Origin of the sequence: Virgibacillus salexigens (assembly GCF_000723585.1) — a bacterium.
GTDB classification, from domain to species: domain Bacteria; phylum Bacillota; class Bacilli; order Bacillales; family Amphibacillaceae; genus Virgibacillus; species Virgibacillus salexigens.
In genome coordinates, this window is sequence record NZ_CCDP010000002.1 from 192,382 (window position 1) to 208,922 (window position 16,541).

The 16,541-nt window shown below is 37.0% G+C and carries 15 protein-coding genes, 1 tRNA gene and 1 pseudogene; 6 read left to right on the forward strand and 11 right to left on the reverse strand.

Going from position 1 to position 16,541, the window contains the following annotated elements:
* The first annotated feature begins 96 nt into the window (after nucleotides 1–96).
* A complete protein-coding gene (locus BN990_RS13785) occupies nucleotides 97–561 on the forward strand; it encodes a hypothetical protein (RefSeq protein ID WP_038245595.1) in 465 nt (154 codons plus the stop codon).
* Between the two features lie 212 nt (nucleotides 562–773).
* Here the strand turns inward: BN990_RS13785 and BN990_RS13790 are convergent, their stop codons facing one another.
* The 4 genes from BN990_RS13790 to BN990_RS13805 all read right to left on the reverse strand — a co-directional run bounded on the left by BN990_RS13790 (nucleotide 774) and on the right by BN990_RS13805 (nucleotide 3,937).
* Nucleotides 774–1,208, reverse strand: a complete 435-nt coding sequence (locus BN990_RS13790) for a VOC family protein (protein WP_021292375.1) — start codon at nucleotides 1,206–1,208, stop codon at nucleotides 774–776.
* A 211-nt stretch (nucleotides 1,209–1,419) separates the two neighbouring features.
* Nucleotides 1,420–2,985 carry a BCCT family transporter gene (locus BN990_RS13795; RefSeq protein WP_038245596.1) on the reverse strand — a complete coding sequence of 522 codons (1,566 nt, stop codon included), beginning with the start codon at nucleotides 2,983–2,985 and terminating at the stop codon, nucleotides 1,420–1,422.
* Nucleotides 2,986–3,216: 231 nt separating this feature from the next.
* Nucleotides 3,217–3,573, reverse strand: a complete 357-nt coding sequence (locus BN990_RS13800) for a YqfO family protein (protein WP_021292373.1) — start codon at nucleotides 3,571–3,573, stop codon at nucleotides 3,217–3,219.
* A gap of 58 nt (nucleotides 3,574–3,631) precedes the next feature.
* Nucleotides 3,632–3,937 (reverse strand): putative quinol monooxygenase, encoded by a 306-nt coding sequence (locus BN990_RS13805; RefSeq protein WP_021292372.1) that lies wholly within the window; start codon nucleotides 3,935–3,937, stop codon nucleotides 3,632–3,634.
* Between the two features lie 157 nt (nucleotides 3,938–4,094).
* Here BN990_RS13805 and BN990_RS13810 point away from each other — a divergent pair, with 157 nt between their 5' ends.
* Together BN990_RS13810 and BN990_RS13815 are read left to right on the forward strand one after the other, a co-directional pair.
* Nucleotides 4,095–4,853 carry a DeoR/GlpR family DNA-binding transcription regulator gene (locus tag BN990_RS13810; RefSeq protein WP_021292371.1) on the forward strand — a complete coding sequence of 253 codons (759 nt, stop codon included), beginning with the start codon at nucleotides 4,095–4,097 and terminating at the stop codon, nucleotides 4,851–4,853.
* Between the two features lie 13 nt (nucleotides 4,854–4,866).
* Nucleotides 4,867–5,733, forward strand: a complete 867-nt coding sequence (locus tag BN990_RS13815) for a Cof-type HAD-IIB family hydrolase (RefSeq protein ID WP_021292370.1) — start codon at nucleotides 4,867–4,869, stop codon at nucleotides 5,731–5,733.
* 129 nt (nucleotides 5,734–5,862) lie between these two features.
* On the opposite strand, the gene BN990_RS13820 is transcribed toward BN990_RS13815, so the two are convergent.
* Complete coding sequence (locus tag BN990_RS13820) at nucleotides 5,863–6,216, reverse strand: SpoIIAA family protein (RefSeq protein WP_021292369.1); 354 nt, start codon at nucleotides 6,214–6,216, stop codon at nucleotides 5,863–5,865.
* A gap of 369 nt (nucleotides 6,217–6,585) precedes the next feature.
* Nucleotides 6,586–7,566, reverse strand: a complete 981-nt coding sequence (locus BN990_RS13825; protein ID WP_021292368.1) for a M23 family metallopeptidase — start codon at nucleotides 7,564–7,566, stop codon at nucleotides 6,586–6,588.
* A gap of 181 nt (nucleotides 7,567–7,747) precedes the next feature.
* Here BN990_RS13825 and BN990_RS13830 point away from each other — a divergent pair, with 181 nt between their 5' ends.
* Nucleotides 7,748–8,620 carry a DMT family transporter gene (locus BN990_RS13830; RefSeq protein WP_187370475.1) on the forward strand — a complete coding sequence of 291 codons (873 nt, stop codon included), beginning with the start codon at nucleotides 7,748–7,750 and terminating at the stop codon, nucleotides 8,618–8,620.
* Nucleotides 8,621–9,011: 391 nt separating this feature from the next.
* Here BN990_RS13830 and BN990_RS13835 read toward each other — a convergent pair whose 3' ends face one another.
* The gene (locus BN990_RS13835) at nucleotides 9,012–9,977 is read right to left on the reverse strand and encodes a nuclease-related domain-containing protein (RefSeq protein ID WP_021292366.1); all 966 of its coding nucleotides are present in this window, start codon (nucleotides 9,975–9,977) and stop codon (nucleotides 9,012–9,014) included.
* Between the two features lie 243 nt (nucleotides 9,978–10,220).
* Between BN990_RS13835 and BN990_RS13840 the strand changes: the two genes are divergently transcribed.
* A complete protein-coding gene (locus tag BN990_RS13840) occupies nucleotides 10,221–10,553 on the forward strand; it encodes an MFS transporter (protein ID WP_038245597.1) in 333 nt (110 codons plus the stop codon).
* Nucleotides 10,554–10,639: 86 nt separating this feature from the next.
* On the opposite strand, the gene BN990_RS23630 is transcribed toward BN990_RS13840, so the two are convergent.
* Both BN990_RS23630 and BN990_RS13850 read right to left on the reverse strand, forming a co-directional pair.
* Nucleotides 10,640–10,960 carry a TIGR04104 family putative zinc finger protein gene (locus BN990_RS23630; protein WP_074436688.1) on the reverse strand — a complete coding sequence of 107 codons (321 nt, stop codon included), beginning with the start codon at nucleotides 10,958–10,960 and terminating at the stop codon, nucleotides 10,640–10,642.
* Nucleotides 10,961–11,249: 289 nt separating this feature from the next.
* Nucleotides 11,250–11,714 (reverse strand): GNAT family N-acetyltransferase, encoded by a 465-nt coding sequence (locus BN990_RS13850; RefSeq protein WP_021292363.1) that lies wholly within the window; start codon nucleotides 11,712–11,714, stop codon nucleotides 11,250–11,252.
* Between the two features lie 371 nt (nucleotides 11,715–12,085).
* Between BN990_RS13850 and BN990_RS13855 the strand changes: the two genes are divergently transcribed.
* Nucleotides 12,086–12,158, forward strand: a tRNA-Val gene (locus BN990_RS13855).
* Between the two features lie 299 nt (nucleotides 12,159–12,457).
* On the opposite strand, the pseudogene ppsA reads toward BN990_RS13855, so the two are convergent.
* Both ppsA and BN990_RS13865 read right to left on the reverse strand, forming a co-directional pair.
* Nucleotides 12,458–15,084 (reverse strand): annotated as a pseudogene (gene ppsA, locus BN990_RS13860) (phosphoenolpyruvate synthase).
* Nucleotides 15,085–15,267: 183 nt separating this feature from the next.
* Nucleotides 15,268–16,530 (reverse strand): Nramp family divalent metal transporter, encoded by a 1,263-nt coding sequence (locus BN990_RS13865; RefSeq protein WP_021292338.1) that lies wholly within the window; start codon nucleotides 16,528–16,530, stop codon nucleotides 15,268–15,270.
* Nucleotides 16,531–16,541: the final 11 nt, after the last annotated feature.

Below are 16,541 nucleotides of genomic sequence, written 5' to 3' on the forward strand. Positions count from 1 at the left end.
TAACGTTTTGTACTTGAGAATTAGCTTTCTCTCGTCTTTCAGACCTGCTACATGCTATAATGAAAAATTGAACAATAACAAGTCGTTGGAGGTAACATGCTTACATTTGAAGAAAAACTAAAAATTATTGAATCTTTTCCTGCGTTAACACGTCATCATGTGTCGCTTGGTCGAGTGAATTTTCATTATGAAGGGAGTGTGATGGATAAGCAGATTGTTGTCTATCGTCTACATCCAAATGGAAATGGGTTTGTTTATGCAGGAATGATTAGTGAAGAATATCCAATGGACGCTAAAGGGATGGTTAATATTCGTAATTTCAGCGAACAGGAACTGCGTCATATTATCCAACAATCGATTGATTCACTTTCGGAAGCCGAACCGTTTACAGAAACATGGGTAAATAGAGAAGAACAAACTCTTTCCTTGGTACATGACTTTGATTTGTGGAATGTGTATGCTGGTGATATGCTTGATGGAACGTTTGAGACATACAGAAGCGCTGCAGATTACTTACAACAAGAAGGATTTGTACGATTAGCGGATAAAGAGAAAGAGTAGAGCTTCTATACCTCTTATTCTTTATAAACCGATTAAGTTGATGAAAAACTCACTCCTTCGGGAATAGGCTTTATGAATAGTTAGATCCTGTTAAGGTTATAGTTATTTTACGCAAAGAATAGAACTTCCATAAAATTGGAAGTTCTATTCTTGTATAGTGATATTTGCACCCATTGTTTGAAGAACCAATTTTTTATTCTATCATCCCAATATTAACGACCCCTTTTTTCCTCCCAGAGTCTTATACGTTCTTCATGACTCACTACTTTATGGATTTGGTGAAGCATCCATACATATCCAAAAGCATCCATAAATATTGCATTTGATACTCCGTAGTCAGGTAGCTCCGTGACCGGTTGTATCTCCGTGCACTCCAAATCTATTGCCTTTGTATACGTTTCATTGATGTCAGGAACAGAGACATTGAACCAAATTGTTTTTGGGTCATCTTGGGTTGGTGCAATCAATTGAAATTCAGCATTTTCATCCAACATGTGAAAGCGTACACCGTAAAGGCTAAAAATTACTTCGTTTTCACCTTTGGGTAAATCTGAAACCTCAACACGTTCAATGTCAAATATCTTTTCGTATAATTCCAATGCTTTTAAACTATCTTTAACAACCATATCAATTTCTACGCCAACCAATATGAGCACACTCTCCTTTTATAAGTGAATTCTTTACTTTACCATTTTTCTAGCTTGTCACTTAGAGTATACCAATAATACGATACTAATAAAACGATTATAATAGCGTGACCTCATCTGTATGCTAATAAGCAGAATTCTACTGAAACGAGCACATTCAGAAAGACTAATCCTCATTTGGCAGTATCGTCCCACCAACGAGAAGTTTTTATTACTTATTCTTTGCTCTCACATTTGTTTGCCAAGCTTTATCTTCATCGATCATTTTTTTAGCTGCATAAATGGTTAGTAACTGAATTGCAATTATCGGTATTCCCATCAAACCTGAGACGACTTCTAATGGTGCTAAACCACCGATTCTCATTAAAATAAGTGATAACACAGCGATTACCGCAGCTACAATAATCCGAAGATGCTTTGATGGCTCTGCTTTACTCATATTTTCAGTACCCGCATAGGAAGCAATCGTATAAGTAGTTGAATCTAGTGTTGTGGTTAAGAAAATCATTGCGATGACAATAAACAACACTAGAATAATATTCGATAATGGCAATGATGTTAAAATTGCCGGGATCGCTGTCATTGCACCTTGATTAGAGACGATATCTAACACCGGCACTTCACCCGATTGATAGCTGTGTATACCAAGACCACCAAGAACACCAGTCGCAATCCAAGAAATACATGTTGGTGCCATAAGGTATGTTAAAATCATCTCTTTAATCGTTCTACCACGAGAGATTTTTGCTGCAAAAACACTATGCAACATTGCCCATGTCGCATTATAAGCAAACCAGAATATAGTATGACTTTCAATATGGGAGGATTCCCCAGGATTTAAAGCATTTGTATGAAATGACATATCAATATAATGCGATAATAAAAAACCAACACTGTCTGTAAAGTAATTAAGAATAAAAACTCCTGGACCTACAAACATAATAAATAAAGCAAATGCCCCAGCTAGATACATATTCAATGTACTTAATCGTTTTATTCCACGCTCTATTCCTAAATAGGCACTTATTGAAAATAAAAATACCCATACAATGGTCACAATCAAGGTTAATCCGAAAGTTAATTCGACATTTAATAATTCAGCCAGATTATATATCACAATAGGCGCACCCAATCCTAAGGTCACTGCTGCTCCTGCTAAAATACTAATGAGAAAAATAATATCTAAAATTTTTCCACCTAGACCATCTGTAAAGCGATCGCCAAAGATGGAACGACATGCTTCAGAGATACGCATAAGTGGACGTTTTTTCACGTGCAAAATATACCCCATTGCTGGAGCAGCCATAACAAAAACAGCAAATACTTGGAAACTCCACAGAAACATACTATACGAATTCCCCCATAATAATGCTTCTGTCGATTGCGGTTCTACACCAAAAGGTGGATCAACTGCAACATTTGCCCATTGAATTATGCCTGTACGCATAATGGTGGATCCTAATCCCATCGCAATTAAAATAGAAGCATATTCAAACAAAGTAAACCGTGGTTTTTCCGTAGGATCACCTAATACAACTTTTCCATATTTTGAAAATGAAAGGTAGAGTCCAGCTCCTAGTAAAATAAGCCCATACCAGAGATATCCCCAACTAAATACGTCTACAAGTTTATCAAAAATAGTATTTAATAATTGCAGCGATTCGTCTTCATACATGGATAATGGAATGCTGATTGCAATAATAATAATAAGTGCAGGGGCAAAAATCTTGTGATCAATTAGTTTTCGTTTTCTCGATTCTTTTCCTGTTTCATTCACATCAATTACCTCCAAGATGATTAATACATTTTTTGTAATACCACGTTAAAAATCATTGTAAACGTAATTGAAAGTTGATTTAACTAAAAGTGACACCTATTTTCATAGGTGTCATTCCTCTACTTCAGTACGTAGATAAAGTAGTTACATTGGAATAATATGTGTGTAAATATCAACAGAATCAATGGATGCTGAAACCTCCCCTGCATGCAAAATGATTCCAACTGACGCTTATTCCCATTTTCTCGTTTCCAACTCTTCTGCAACTTGAATTACAGGTTCGTCCCAGGGATGATTCGGATAGATCCCTTCTTCAATTATACTCACTAGTAATGGTTGTTCTCTAGGAATAGAAAACTCTAAGCGTATGGATGTTAGCTTTGTTGTCGCACCAATATCACCTTGTGTCGGTATTGCATCCTCAGATGGAGCGAACTGTTCTGCCCCACCATTTGAATGCCACATGACTTGTTGATAATTTCCGTAACGCAACGAATCAACCTGCAGAATACCCTCCATCACTTTTTGTAAATATTCAGGTGGCACATAGGTTTTAATCCGATAAATGGGTACTAATTTTATTTCCATCGACCCCCTATTCCAAGAATTATATGTAACCTAAGCTTAGCTTCTACTTCTTACGTACCTATATACCTTTTCCACCAACAGGCTTAAATGTAGTGATTCTCTCTATTTCATGAATGTAAGGCTTTGCGTTTTGAATTAATTTTTGGGTTGCTCCCATAGACAGGGAAGTACGATGCGCTTTATTGTTAATCCATACTTCATATACGTAAATGTCCTCGGTATTCTCTTCAGACAGACCCACCTCATATAAAATACATTCGTTTAATTCCTTCATTGTACTCGCAGCATCTATGAAGTATTCTGCTAATACCTCTCTTTTTCCGGCTACAGCTGTAAATTTATTAATTAAGCCAAATTCACTCAACATTTCTCCTCCTTTACAATCCTTCTCACTTAAGTATTCGACGATTGTTCCCTTTTCCCCTCCCTATCTAACCAACACCTAGTTTTACTTAAAATTACTTATAAATAATTACAAACACTTATTAATAATGTATAATGACTGATAGGTGGTGATTTACTTGTATCAGGAAGAACGATTAGTCTCGATAATCGAGTTTCTTAAACAGCATAATCGCATTTCTGTAGACCAAATATGCTCTTTATTTCATGTTTCAAGAGACACTGCAAGAAGGGATCTCGTCCGCTTGGAAGAAGAGAAAGCAATTTTACGTACTCGAGGTGGTGCCATTCTTCCATCTTATCGTGACGAAATTAAGAGTTATTCAAATCGCTTAAACTTCGTATCAGAAGAAAAAAAAAGGATTGGCAGAACAGCTGCCAAATTAATTTTTCCCAGTGATCGAGTCATATTAGATGCATCAACCACCGTACAATCCTGTGCCGAGCAGCTAGAGAATTTGAACTGTACGATTATTACAAATTCAATTAATCAAGCAGAAGTGCTATCAAACAAATCAAAATTAAACATTCATCTACTCGGAGGGACACTGGAAAAGGATCATCGGTATCTCTATGGTTCTACGGTTATTGATAAACTATCCGAGTACCTTGTTGATAAGGTTTTTATTGGTGTTGTTGGTATATCAGAACATGGTTTAACCATTGCTCATGAGGAGGACGGTGTTGTTAAAAGAAAAATGATGGAACAGGCAAAACAGGTGATTGTGTTAGCCGATCGCACCAAATTAGGAATTACCGATTTTTACCGGTTTGCTGATTTACAAGACATTGATATTTTAATTACCGATCAAATCCCGCCCCCATCGTTTCGAGACTTATTAATTAAATATAAAGTAGAATTACTAACTGCGAATTAACAAGATGAAGGGAATGACTAAATTGACAAAATTAATCGCAATTGACTTAGATGGCACGCTACTTAATGAAAAGCAGCAGATAAGCGAAAAAAATTTAGAGGCAATTTCATTCGCACAGTCTCAAGGCAGTGAAGTAGTTATTGCTACCGGGCGTGCCCAATTTGATGTTCAAACGCTCTTTGAACATACAAACTTCCGGCCATGGATTATTGGTGCAAATGGTGCAACCATTCATCAGCCAGATGGTGCAGTATTTCATTCTGTACCAATCGACAAACAAGTTGCGTTAAACAGTCTAGCTTGGCTAGAAAAGCATAACTTTTATTATGAAATTTTTAGTAATAGCGCGATTTACACACCAGAGAACGGAAGAGATTTACTGGCAATTGAAGTGGATAGAATTAAAAGTGCAAATCCAGATATAGATGTTGACCAACTATCCGATGCTGCGAACAAACAATTTAGTCAAACTGGCTTTTCTTTTATTCCAACTTATAAAGAACTAGAAAATAAGGATATAAATATCTATAACATTTTAGTGTTTTCCTTCTTTCAAGATAGATTATTAAAAGGTAGGGAGTATTTTAAACAATTTGAGGACATGTCCATTGTTTCTTCAGCTGATCATAATTTTGAACTAGAACATAAGCATGCATCCAAAGGGCAAGCTTTAGAACTACTTGCTAACCATTTTCAACTTAATCTAACTGACACAGCTGCAGTGGGCGACAGTTTCAACGACTTGTCCATGTTACGTATCGCGGGCAAAAGTGCAGCAATGGAAAATGCACCACAAGCAATTAAAGAGGCTTGTCAACAAGTAACCTTATCAAATACAGAAAATGGCGTTGCCCATTTTATTTTCTCTTTGATGAAATAACTAGTATACCCCGCTTGGCGTGACGTAATTTGGCGGCGTGACAAGTTAGGTATACTGGAAATAAATAGACTACTGGCAAGATAAAAAGAGCTGATCGGCAGCACCTGACCGATCAGCTCTTTTTAAATTTTAAGTGGCTAGCCACCGATTCGCTTGTGCTTTATTTTCCGGGAGAAAATGTTCCATTGAAATACTTGGGATCAGTCCCTCTAACTTCGCTCCCTTCTCGATCCATTTCTTATCACTAACTACCGCTATCTTATTAATATCGCGCGTATATTTCATTAGTTTTAAGTCTTCCAGTAATCCTTTCAAGGAAATCCCTTCCCAATCATTATAAACCATTAGAATATTCACTTTATCATGATGCTGTCTTTTTAATAAGAAGAACTCTTCAAAGTTATGAATATCTTCTTCTGTCACTTTTCCTTGTATTTCAATTTCAATCGCATTCTCGAATTCTGCTGGAGTCATTTTAATCATTTTTGAATCTCTCCTTCTATCTAGCTTGGTATCTATTTTTTTCCCAGAAAACGAAGACATCAAACATAGACAACTTAAAGGAAAGCATATTCATTTTTTGCATGCGGATGAAAATTAATCATTTAGTTGTTCCTATCATATAATTGAATATAGTGGATAATAAGAAAACCGTGAACGTTATCTTATATGTGATGCCTTTCGCCTTAAATACCTCCCTAGCAGATAAAACAGCACCAATAAGGCTAATAGTCACCATAACCATACTTATCAGATACGTAATTACATCACATTTACTCTTCCCCAATATTTGTAGTAAAGAGACGGAAAGGATAATTAAATTCTAACACTTTGCCCCTAACTAAAGTCTGCCTACTCCAAATTAAACCCTTCAGTCATATCTCCGCGAATTGGTTCCCTATCTTGGGTTAAACGTATCCGTATTGACGTTGCTTCTTGCAGCTCTTCATTGTCTGCAACATGATAATGAATATGCGGCTCACTCGAATTACCAGAGTTACCAACCAAACCAACTACCTCTCCAGAAAATACTTCGTCTCCTTCCTGCACCATTAGACTGCCTTCCTGAAGATGTGCGATAAAACTGTATTCATTGTTTTCATGCTCAATAACCACATGATTCCCTAATGGCTGTTCCGTATTCGTGTCGATGGTAGGTGTATTATCTGGAATCGTATTTTCACTGGAAACAATGACCCCATCAAAAGGTGCAACGGCTTTTTTGCCAAAGGCATGGTAATTTTTATTTTTAGTCGGATCCCCTTTAAACGTTGTACCCTCTTGTTGAATAACTAAATCATATGCATATCGTTGTGATACAGTAGCATAATGATAGTTGACGAGTTCATTGGTTCCACCCCAGAAAACAAGCCATTCTCCCTCCATTGGCAACTGGTACGTATTTTCGGTATATTGATTATCTGTATCCTTATTTGATGTAAGTGGCATTACTTGTAATCCTTCAATAGTATGATCCTCAGCAAAAATTCCTCGCAACCCTTTATTACCTTTCGTATTTCTCCATAAATATTCTGACATTCCTTGTAATGGCATCGTTGAAACAAGCGAGTAATTACGTATATCTTTATGGAACGCTTCTGTAGTTTGAACGAATTCCTTTAAAGTCAATTGTGATTGAAAACCTTCGCTAGTCTGATTATAAATTTTTTCAAAATCTCCAGCTAAGAAAGCGTCGGGGAGATCTTTTGGAGGAATGGTTGCTTCATTAGAAGAATCGCTTTTATCGTCTTCCTTATTATTTTTTCCTGAACATGCAATGAGTCCTATGACTATCAGCAACAACAGGATCGACAACTTTACATACATTTTCATCTCTACAATCCCCTTTCGTGATAACCTATTATAATTACGGAAATGAAGGAGATTGGGTTTCATATAATTTTAATTATTCAATCATCTATAGCCTAACCCCTTTTATTAGACAAGCTAACTTGTTTATGTAAGAATATGTTTGTTTATATCAACCTTTACTATGGAGGACATCATGAGTAATTTGAGCAATCGAAATAAAGGAATTATTTTATTACTATTTAGTGCCTTTGGCTTTTCAATGATGGCAGCTTTTGTAAAACTATCTGGAGATGTACCAACTGTTCAAAAGACTTTTTTCCGAAACGCCATTTCGATGATTATCGCTTTTGGTTTCGTTAAATATTACAAAGAACGTCTTTTTGGTAGAAAAGAGAATCAAAAAATACTATTACTTCGGTCAAGTTTAGGTGCAATTGGTATTGTTTTATATTTTTACGCTATCGACCATCTCGTTTTATCAGATGCGGATATGTTAAATAAGCTAAGCCCATTCCTTACCATCATCTTTGCAGCAATTTTCTTAAAGGAAAGGACAAGGGTATTCCAAGTTGTCGCGATTATTATTGCTTTTATTGGTACGTTATTTATAATTAAACCCGAATTCTCCTTAGATACCGTTCCGTACTTAGCAGGTTTCCTATCAGCAGTATTTGCCGCGGGAGCTTACACGGTATTACGTGTTCTCGGAAGTAAAGAACAATACTATACCGTAGTCTTTTATTTCTCTTTCTTTACAACAATGATCTTGCTCCCATTCGTGATTTTGTTTTATCAAACCATGTCATGGCAACAATGGGTTTATTTACTAGCAGCTGGGGTTTTCGCAACCGTTGGTCAATTTGGCATTACCATTGCGTATAAGTACGCACCCGCTAAAGAAATATCGATCTTTTTCTATTCAACAGTTGTATATTCAGCATTAATTAGTATTATTCTCTTTGATCAAATTCCGGACATATTAAGTATTATCGGTTATGTTATCATCTTTGGTGCATCTTTCTATATGTTTATGAAAAATAACAAGAATGACCACAACAGTGAACAAAAGGCCTGAAATAGGTCATACTTTTTGCGAACATGCCCTCGGTAAGTTCAGATACCTAAATATGGAATACAAAAACGAGACCCTTCGTGTCTCGTTTTTGTATAGATAGTGTAAGTGATCATTTGCTCAAGGAATTTTTTCGCTTATAACTAAAGATTCTTCCACCATTGTTTAATGTATCATCTATCTAACATAACAAATATAATTGCTAATGCTAGACTAACGAAAAAAGAAGTCACCCAGTGCTTTTTCTCTGTAGTTTTTAAAAGGATATTTAAAATAGAACTAATACACATGCAAATAACAAATACGAAAACAATCATCATACCGTTCATTATAACACCCGTGCCTTTCAAATTCGTTAAATTTAAGTTAAACAAGCACCTCTACGAGTACACTGTTAACTATCAGCAATAGCATTTTCGTTTTTAATGATTTGTTCTATGTCGCTTAATTCCCAGGAGGTATATCTATGTTGATCTTGATCAATTACTCTTTCAAAAAAGTGGTATAACTGATTCTCGTCTGTACAGACATTTACATTTTCATCACTGGAGTAATTAATTACTCGATTCTCTTTGCCAGCTGGATAACCATAGTACACGATTGGAGTCACAAAATTATATTTTTCATTTTTTTTATGAAGAAGCTCTTTTAATTGTAGAGCTGATTTCATCACTTGTGATGCTGGATCCCCGTATGAGACTACCTTCACTTCTGTTTTGTCATCTATTTCTTTATCTCTGTTATCGATTCTTTTTAAGACAAGTGTTTTTTCTTTTATCAACTCTTTTGCAGTGAACATTGCTTCTAAAACAGGCGACAGACGATCTTCTCCTTGATAGGAAACGCCGTGTAAAATCGTACCTGACCAATATTTCGTTTCAATAATGTAAACCCCTGTAGGTAATAAAACGACATGATCCATTTGCCTCGTACGTATATTTCCATTCACCCAAAATGGAACAAACAGGTTACCTAATAAGATCATTTCCTCTTGATTAATTAACCCCTGCTGTATTAGATCTTTTTTTATTTTAACAAGCAGCTTATGCGTTTGTACCTCGCCTCTATTAATTGAGAAGTTTTCAAGCATGTGTATATAACGATCTTTCTTATAGATTTCTTCAGCAAATATTTCATTCTTTCTATCCATTTCACTCTCATGTTTATCTATTAATTGCTGCTGCATCGTTTCAAATTCCATTTGATGCATCTGTGCAGTTCGCTCCATCGTTGCTGCCGCTTGGGACTGGCTCTCTGCTAACTCTTCAAAATATCTTTTATTCTGTTTCTTCTGTTTAACAATCATATATATACAAAGGGCTAATAATAAGACAATAAGGGTGATGTAAATTACTTCCAAATCCTTAGCTCTCCTTTCATAGTAACTATACGACAAAATAAACATTTTTCCTGTTAGGTGAATATTGAATTCTATTAATTAATCGCTAGATAATTAATTATACCTACTTTTACAACTAATTGGAAATTGCATGAACAAGACAGCAATACCTTATTCTACTTATAAAACTTTATCCTGTTTTTAGCAACAACCTCTGTTTGGCAAATTATTCTCGCGTTTGTTATTTTATTCATTGGGCAAACCATGGTGACCACGCCCTTACAAACGAATGCACTTAATCAGTTACCGCGTGAGTTATTTGCGGATGGATCAGCCGCTATGAATACATTAAATCAAGTAGCTGGAGCATGTGGTACAGCAATAGCAAATACGATATTTACAGCAGGTCAACATAATTTTGCTATTGATTTTCCAGCCGCTTCTCAACTAGAAATATTAGCTGCTGGAATTAAATATGCCTTCTATTTTATTACAGGCACAGGCATTTCGATTATTGGACTTATCTGCTCTTTCTTTGTAAAAAAGGATAATAAAGAGGCAGACAAAGTTATTTTGAACACTAAAAAGCCTGTTTAATAAATAAAGGAGGGGACAACGCCCTCCTTTTTATTCATTCTCTACATATATCTTAAATTCCCAAAAATATGTTAAATGGAAGCTTGCTAAAAAAGATGCTCCTCTTTATTGGATAGTTCTATCCAATAGGGATAAAGCAACATTATTAAAGGAATAGAAAGCAACAACAGGATTAAATAAAAGGTAGATGGACCGAACAAAATATTCATTATAAACACAAATGTTAATACGGCCATAGTAATCAGCATGGATCTTTTTCTTGAATGAGAGGTTACATATTGCTTCCGTCCACAATACGAACAATACATTCCGGTATCTAGTGTAAAAGATTTCTTAAACACTTGCTTCCACGTCCATTTACTTTTACAATTCTGACAAGTTGCCAATGTACTCTCCCTTTCTATCATCGTAGATGTAAATATATCGATATTAAGTTTAATTATCCATTCTCATTTAACTATGATACTTTAATTTTTCTAACTGATTGCATTAGTAAAAAGATACCCCAATACACCACCACTGAACATAGTAAATAGAGCCCGCAAAGCTAACTTTTTATTGGGAGTGTTTTTTGTTTGTGCTGCTTTTATTAATGTGATGAACAAAATAAGGCACATGAACATATAGATCCCTATTAAACCAAAAAGGACAGCATGCATGATTTAAGCTCCTTTTCCAAATTTAGTAGCTTATTGCTTAGCGAGGAAAAAATTCCATTTGTTCAGAGCAAGGAGTATACCCATTTTTCTGATAAAAATGATTACTATCCTCACTTGGCCATACCATAATAAACTCAAAATTATTTTTCTTCGACCACTTATTTACCACTTGAAGTAATTTACTTCCAATCCCCTTATTTCTATACTTAGGTATTGTATATACATTTGTCATATATGCAAAAGGATATGTTATTCTTCCAGGGCGAGGTACTTTATCTATTAATTCTATATAAATATGTGAAACAATTTCCTCATTAACTTCCGCAATCCAAATGAACCATTGATCATTGTTAATAAGAGCCTTTTCTAAAAAAGAGTGACACTCCATTTCAAATGCACGAAAAGACGAATCTCCCTTACTTTTATCATACTCAACAGTAAAATCCCATCTCATTTTTATTAATTGTTTTATATCTTCCACTTCAGCAAGCCTTACTTTCATTCGATATCCCATCTCCATATCGTCTGTTAGAAGCACTTAAAAATATTTTTTATTAGGAATAGTATAACAAATAATCGATTATGTTTGTTTCAATTATTTAACTATCTTGTAAAAAGTTCCTATATACATTAAGATCAACTTATAAATAAGGAGGGACTTTGTATTATGGATACGGTGTGGGTGGTTTTCGCAATCATTGCTTTTGTCTTTTCTCTATCCAATATATCTGAAACCAAAAGGTTAAAAGAGCGAATAAAGAAACTAGAAGAAAAAGCGTAGTATCCTGCGCTAATAAAAACTGATAGATACTAATTGACAGTATAATGATTTAGAAGGTATATTAATAGAGTATCTAATCTTTTCATATTTATGATTCCGTAGCTCAGCAGGGAGAGCGCCACCTTGACAGGGTGGAGGTCGTTGGTTCGAGCCCAATCGGAATCATTATAAAGCAGAAGTCTGTATCCCCTGTGTATCAGGGATACAGACTTTTTTCACTTGCTGGTACAGGCCTAAAACCTCTATTTTTCTTCAGTAGTCACAGCGTCTTTATGATTTTCTCAAATACGTCTAGTAGCCGTTATATACTAAATAGGCATCGATCACTATATCGAAAACACATCGAATACTTTTTGGGGATAATGGATATATTCCCCATATAAAATCTCGTAAAAAGTCAATATAATTTCTATGTTAATCCCAACACACGACGGAGTTTATTCGGAATTACAATAAAACTTAGGTTAATCTGTTTCATCTAAAATTTCAACATATCCTTCTGTCCCATTAATGCGGATCCGCTGTCCGTCTTTGATTTCCTTCGTAGCGCTTTCGACCCCGACTACTGCCGGGAGACCATATTCGCGTGCAATGACGGCACCGTGCGTCATCATTCCACCGACCTCTGTAACCAACCCCTGCAACGATACAAACAGCGGCGTCCAACTCGGATCGGTAAACGCTGTTACGAGGATATCCCCCTTTTCGATTTCAGCATCTTCCATTTTCATTATAACTCTGGCTCTGCCTTCGATCATGCCGGATGAAACCGGAATTCCCGCCAATGCGCCTTCTGGCACATTTTCCATATTGTACTCGCCAAAAATGACCTCCCCCTCGGATGTCATCAACCGTGGAGGTGTTAATGTTTCAAAATACTCGTATGATTCCTTTCTCTCGGCGATGATCTTATAATCAAGCTGACTGGTGCGAACTGCATTTCTGAATTCCTCAAAAGATAAGCAATAGACGTCTTCCTTTTCATTGATGATGCCCTTTTCGACTAATTTGGCAGCCTCTTTCATCAATGCTCTTTTATAGACAAACATACGGAAGATCCAGTTATATTTTGGATATTCCCGATAACCAATGTAATTCCGCAGAACACAGATCATTTTCTTTGTCTTTTTGGCTTTTTTCTTTCCTTTGGGCAGATTCTCCAAGCGTTTTAAGAGATTACCTTCCTTCGCTTTTGCTTCCAGTAGCCCCTTTTCAAATTTCGCTATACGCGCATTTGGCTCGAAGTTCTGAATGTTGTTCAAAATGACAGGAACGAGTAAAGAAGGCTGTTCACTCCATCGGGTTTTCGTGATATCGATTTCACCAGAGCAGCGCATACCATATTTATCAAGAAAGGCCTGCATCGAATCACGAACGGCCTCCCCGCCTTCCAGCTTCGGAAGTTCATCAAAAATGTCTCCGTTTTCCATCTTTTCAAAATAGGCGATAACTTCCGGGTATTTCCGTACGACATCCGATACATCGAGAAGCGCAAGCCCCATTTCAGACGTCACATTATTAGGGACCGATTGGGATAGAGTATCAGCTGCATTCTTTTCCCCCAGCCATTTTTCCATGTTCTTATTGATCCGGTACGCTGTGATCATCGCGGTCATGATAACGCCTAGACTCCGTGGATCAAACATGTCTCTTTTCAGCTGTTTTTGATCTTCTATTATGAATGCAAACAATTCATCCCCAGATTTATTTGTGATTTCGCTCTGAACAGTCTTTATCGAGTCTTCACTTTTAGCAATAAGCTGTTTGACGAGCGAATGATCCTTCCTCTGGTAAACCTTTATTGCATGAACGAGCAATGACCAAGAAAGTTCCTCAGAACCTAACTTGAATATCCGCTTCCCTTTAGGAAGAGATTTAATGAGCTGTTTCCTTTTCAGCAAATTGAACAGGGCGTGATACATCAAGGGGTCGTTCTTCCCCATCGTTTTAAGGCCGATTTTACGTCCAATCGGTGACGCGAGATCATGCGTCAAATCGATAAACAGTCTTCCACCTGCAGTAATCACTTCGTAATTCATGAATTCGAAAAAGGACATCCCCAGTGGATAGATCGGCTCTGTCATCATCTGCTGATGTCCCGCCGACATATAAACCCTTAGTTGGTCATCACTCTTCTCAGGAAGTGGGTATAATGTCGTGATGGGTCGGCTCTGGACGATATAGATCATCCAGCCAGACACCATTCGATATCCTGCGGCGATCCGAAATAGCTCTCGATCTTCCTTGCCATACGTTCCAAATTTACGATTTGAGCATCGGTTAACGTTTGTTGATTTTGTTGCGCATGGTCAAGTTCACGCTCTTCCGTACCGCCAGATTTCAATGCATATATAGCGATTTTTTTAGTAGAAATCATTTTTTCAATCAGTTCACCTTCACGAACCTTATAATTATCGGCTGTCACTAGCCCAGATACGAGTGCCTCTCCCAAGCCAAAGCTTGCATCAATAGACAATACCCTCCGGTTCGAAGTGACTGGATCTGCAGTAAATAAAATCCCAGATCCTTTTGGAAAAACCATTCGCTGAATGATAATAGACAGATAGACTTTACGGTGATCGAAGTTGTTTTGCATACGGTAGGTCACTGCCCGATCAGTAAAAAGAGAGGCCCAGCACTTGCTGATATGCTTCAGGATTGCCTCTTTCCCAACGATGTTTAAATACGTGTCCTGTTGCCCTGCAAAGGAGGCATTCGGCAAATCCTCAGCCGTTGCGCTCGATCGGATTGCAAAAGCCTCATCTTCGCCAAGCTTTGTGTAGCTGTAGAAAATCTCTTCCTCTATCACTGTAGGAATTTTTAGACTTTCGATCACATATCGAATTTTTCGACTGATTTCTGTGATACGCTCCCTATCTTCTACCTTTAACGTGCAAAGCTGATCGATCAAGGTATTGACCTCTGCATTTTGACTGATTATTTTTTTATAGGCATCAGTCGTAACACAGAAACCTTCTGGAACCTGGATACCTTCAATCCTTGATAACTTCCCCAAGTTTAGCCCTTTACCACCGACGAACAGTAGATCACCTTCATTGATTTCTTTAAAATTGAGAACATAGTTTCCCATCGGTAATTCCCCCCTTTATTTATCGTTCGATGCCATATCGAATCATATTTTCAAATAAGCCTTCCTTTCTTCCAGGAGGCGCTTAGGAAGTATCATTAGGATGAATCGATAGGCTCTAGCTACCTTTTTATGCCTTTTCCTGTTAAAAAGAAGGGTACTGCCAGTTACATGCTAAAACAGGACTTATACTAAAGAATGATACAATTCAATAACTGATAGAGTTATAAATAGAATGACTATAGCCCCTAAAATAAGATTATTGATTACTCCGTTTTTATATTTTTCCGTTACTTTTTTTGAGTTTAGCAGTAGCATCAAAGTAAACGCAAGAAAGGGCAAAATGGTTGCGCTAAATGCTAACCCTATAAAAACAAGCAATATAGGATCATTAACAAATAAAAACAGCATGGAAGGAAATGTAAGCCATAAAAGATAAGCCCGAAAGGCAGGATCCTTTTCTGAAATATTCTTGTTTGAATTTTTGTTTTTTAATATCTGTACAAAGTCTGCGAATATATAAGGAAGACCATTCCAAGCAGATAATAATGACGTAAATGAAGCAGACCAAAAACCAATGAGTAGCAGCCAAGTAGCCACTGTTCCAAACCTCTCACCATAAATATTGGCCATTGTGACAAGACCTTCAGTACCGCTAATTGTCAACCCTCTACCATGTAAAAATTCATTTGCAACTATTATAAGTGAAAAGCAAAAAATAGCAGTAAAAATATATGCTATAGCGGAATCTAAACGCATCACAGATATCCACAAACTGCCACGCCACCCCTTTTCACGAATCCAGTAGCAATAATAAGGGATTGAAGCAGCACCGCCTACACCGCTAATGAGTCCAAGCGTCTGAATAAAAGATCCCTCAGGCATCCTAGGTATGAGTCCGTTAACTAGTCCTCCTATACTTGGAAATACGAGTAAAGCTGACCCTACTACTGTAATAAACATGACTACCACTAAAACCTGCATGATCCGTTCAAACTTCCTATAACGACCAAACCATCCTACAACCAACCCGGCGAGGGCATGAATGATAGCCCACCCCCATATTGGAAGAATCGGAAACATGGCTGACATAAACAATGCGCATGCTGATGTGACCGCGGCACCATAAATTAGTCCAAATAAGACGACATAAAGTACGTAATAACCAGATACCCAACGCCCTAATGATCGCCAACCTTGCAAAATGGTTTGACCTGTGGCTAAATACCAACGCCCTACTCCCTCATTCAAAAAATATTTTATAATAGCTCCTAGGATAACTGCCCATATCAACACTAAACCAAAATCGGCACCTACGATAAGTGCAGCAACTAAATCTCCTGATCCTACACCTGCCGCCGCAACAACCAATCCTGGTCCAACTAATGCTAGTTTGCTTTTACCTAATTCAGATGAACCTTCGAGGTCACCCCTAGCGTGAATAGCCATATTATATTCCT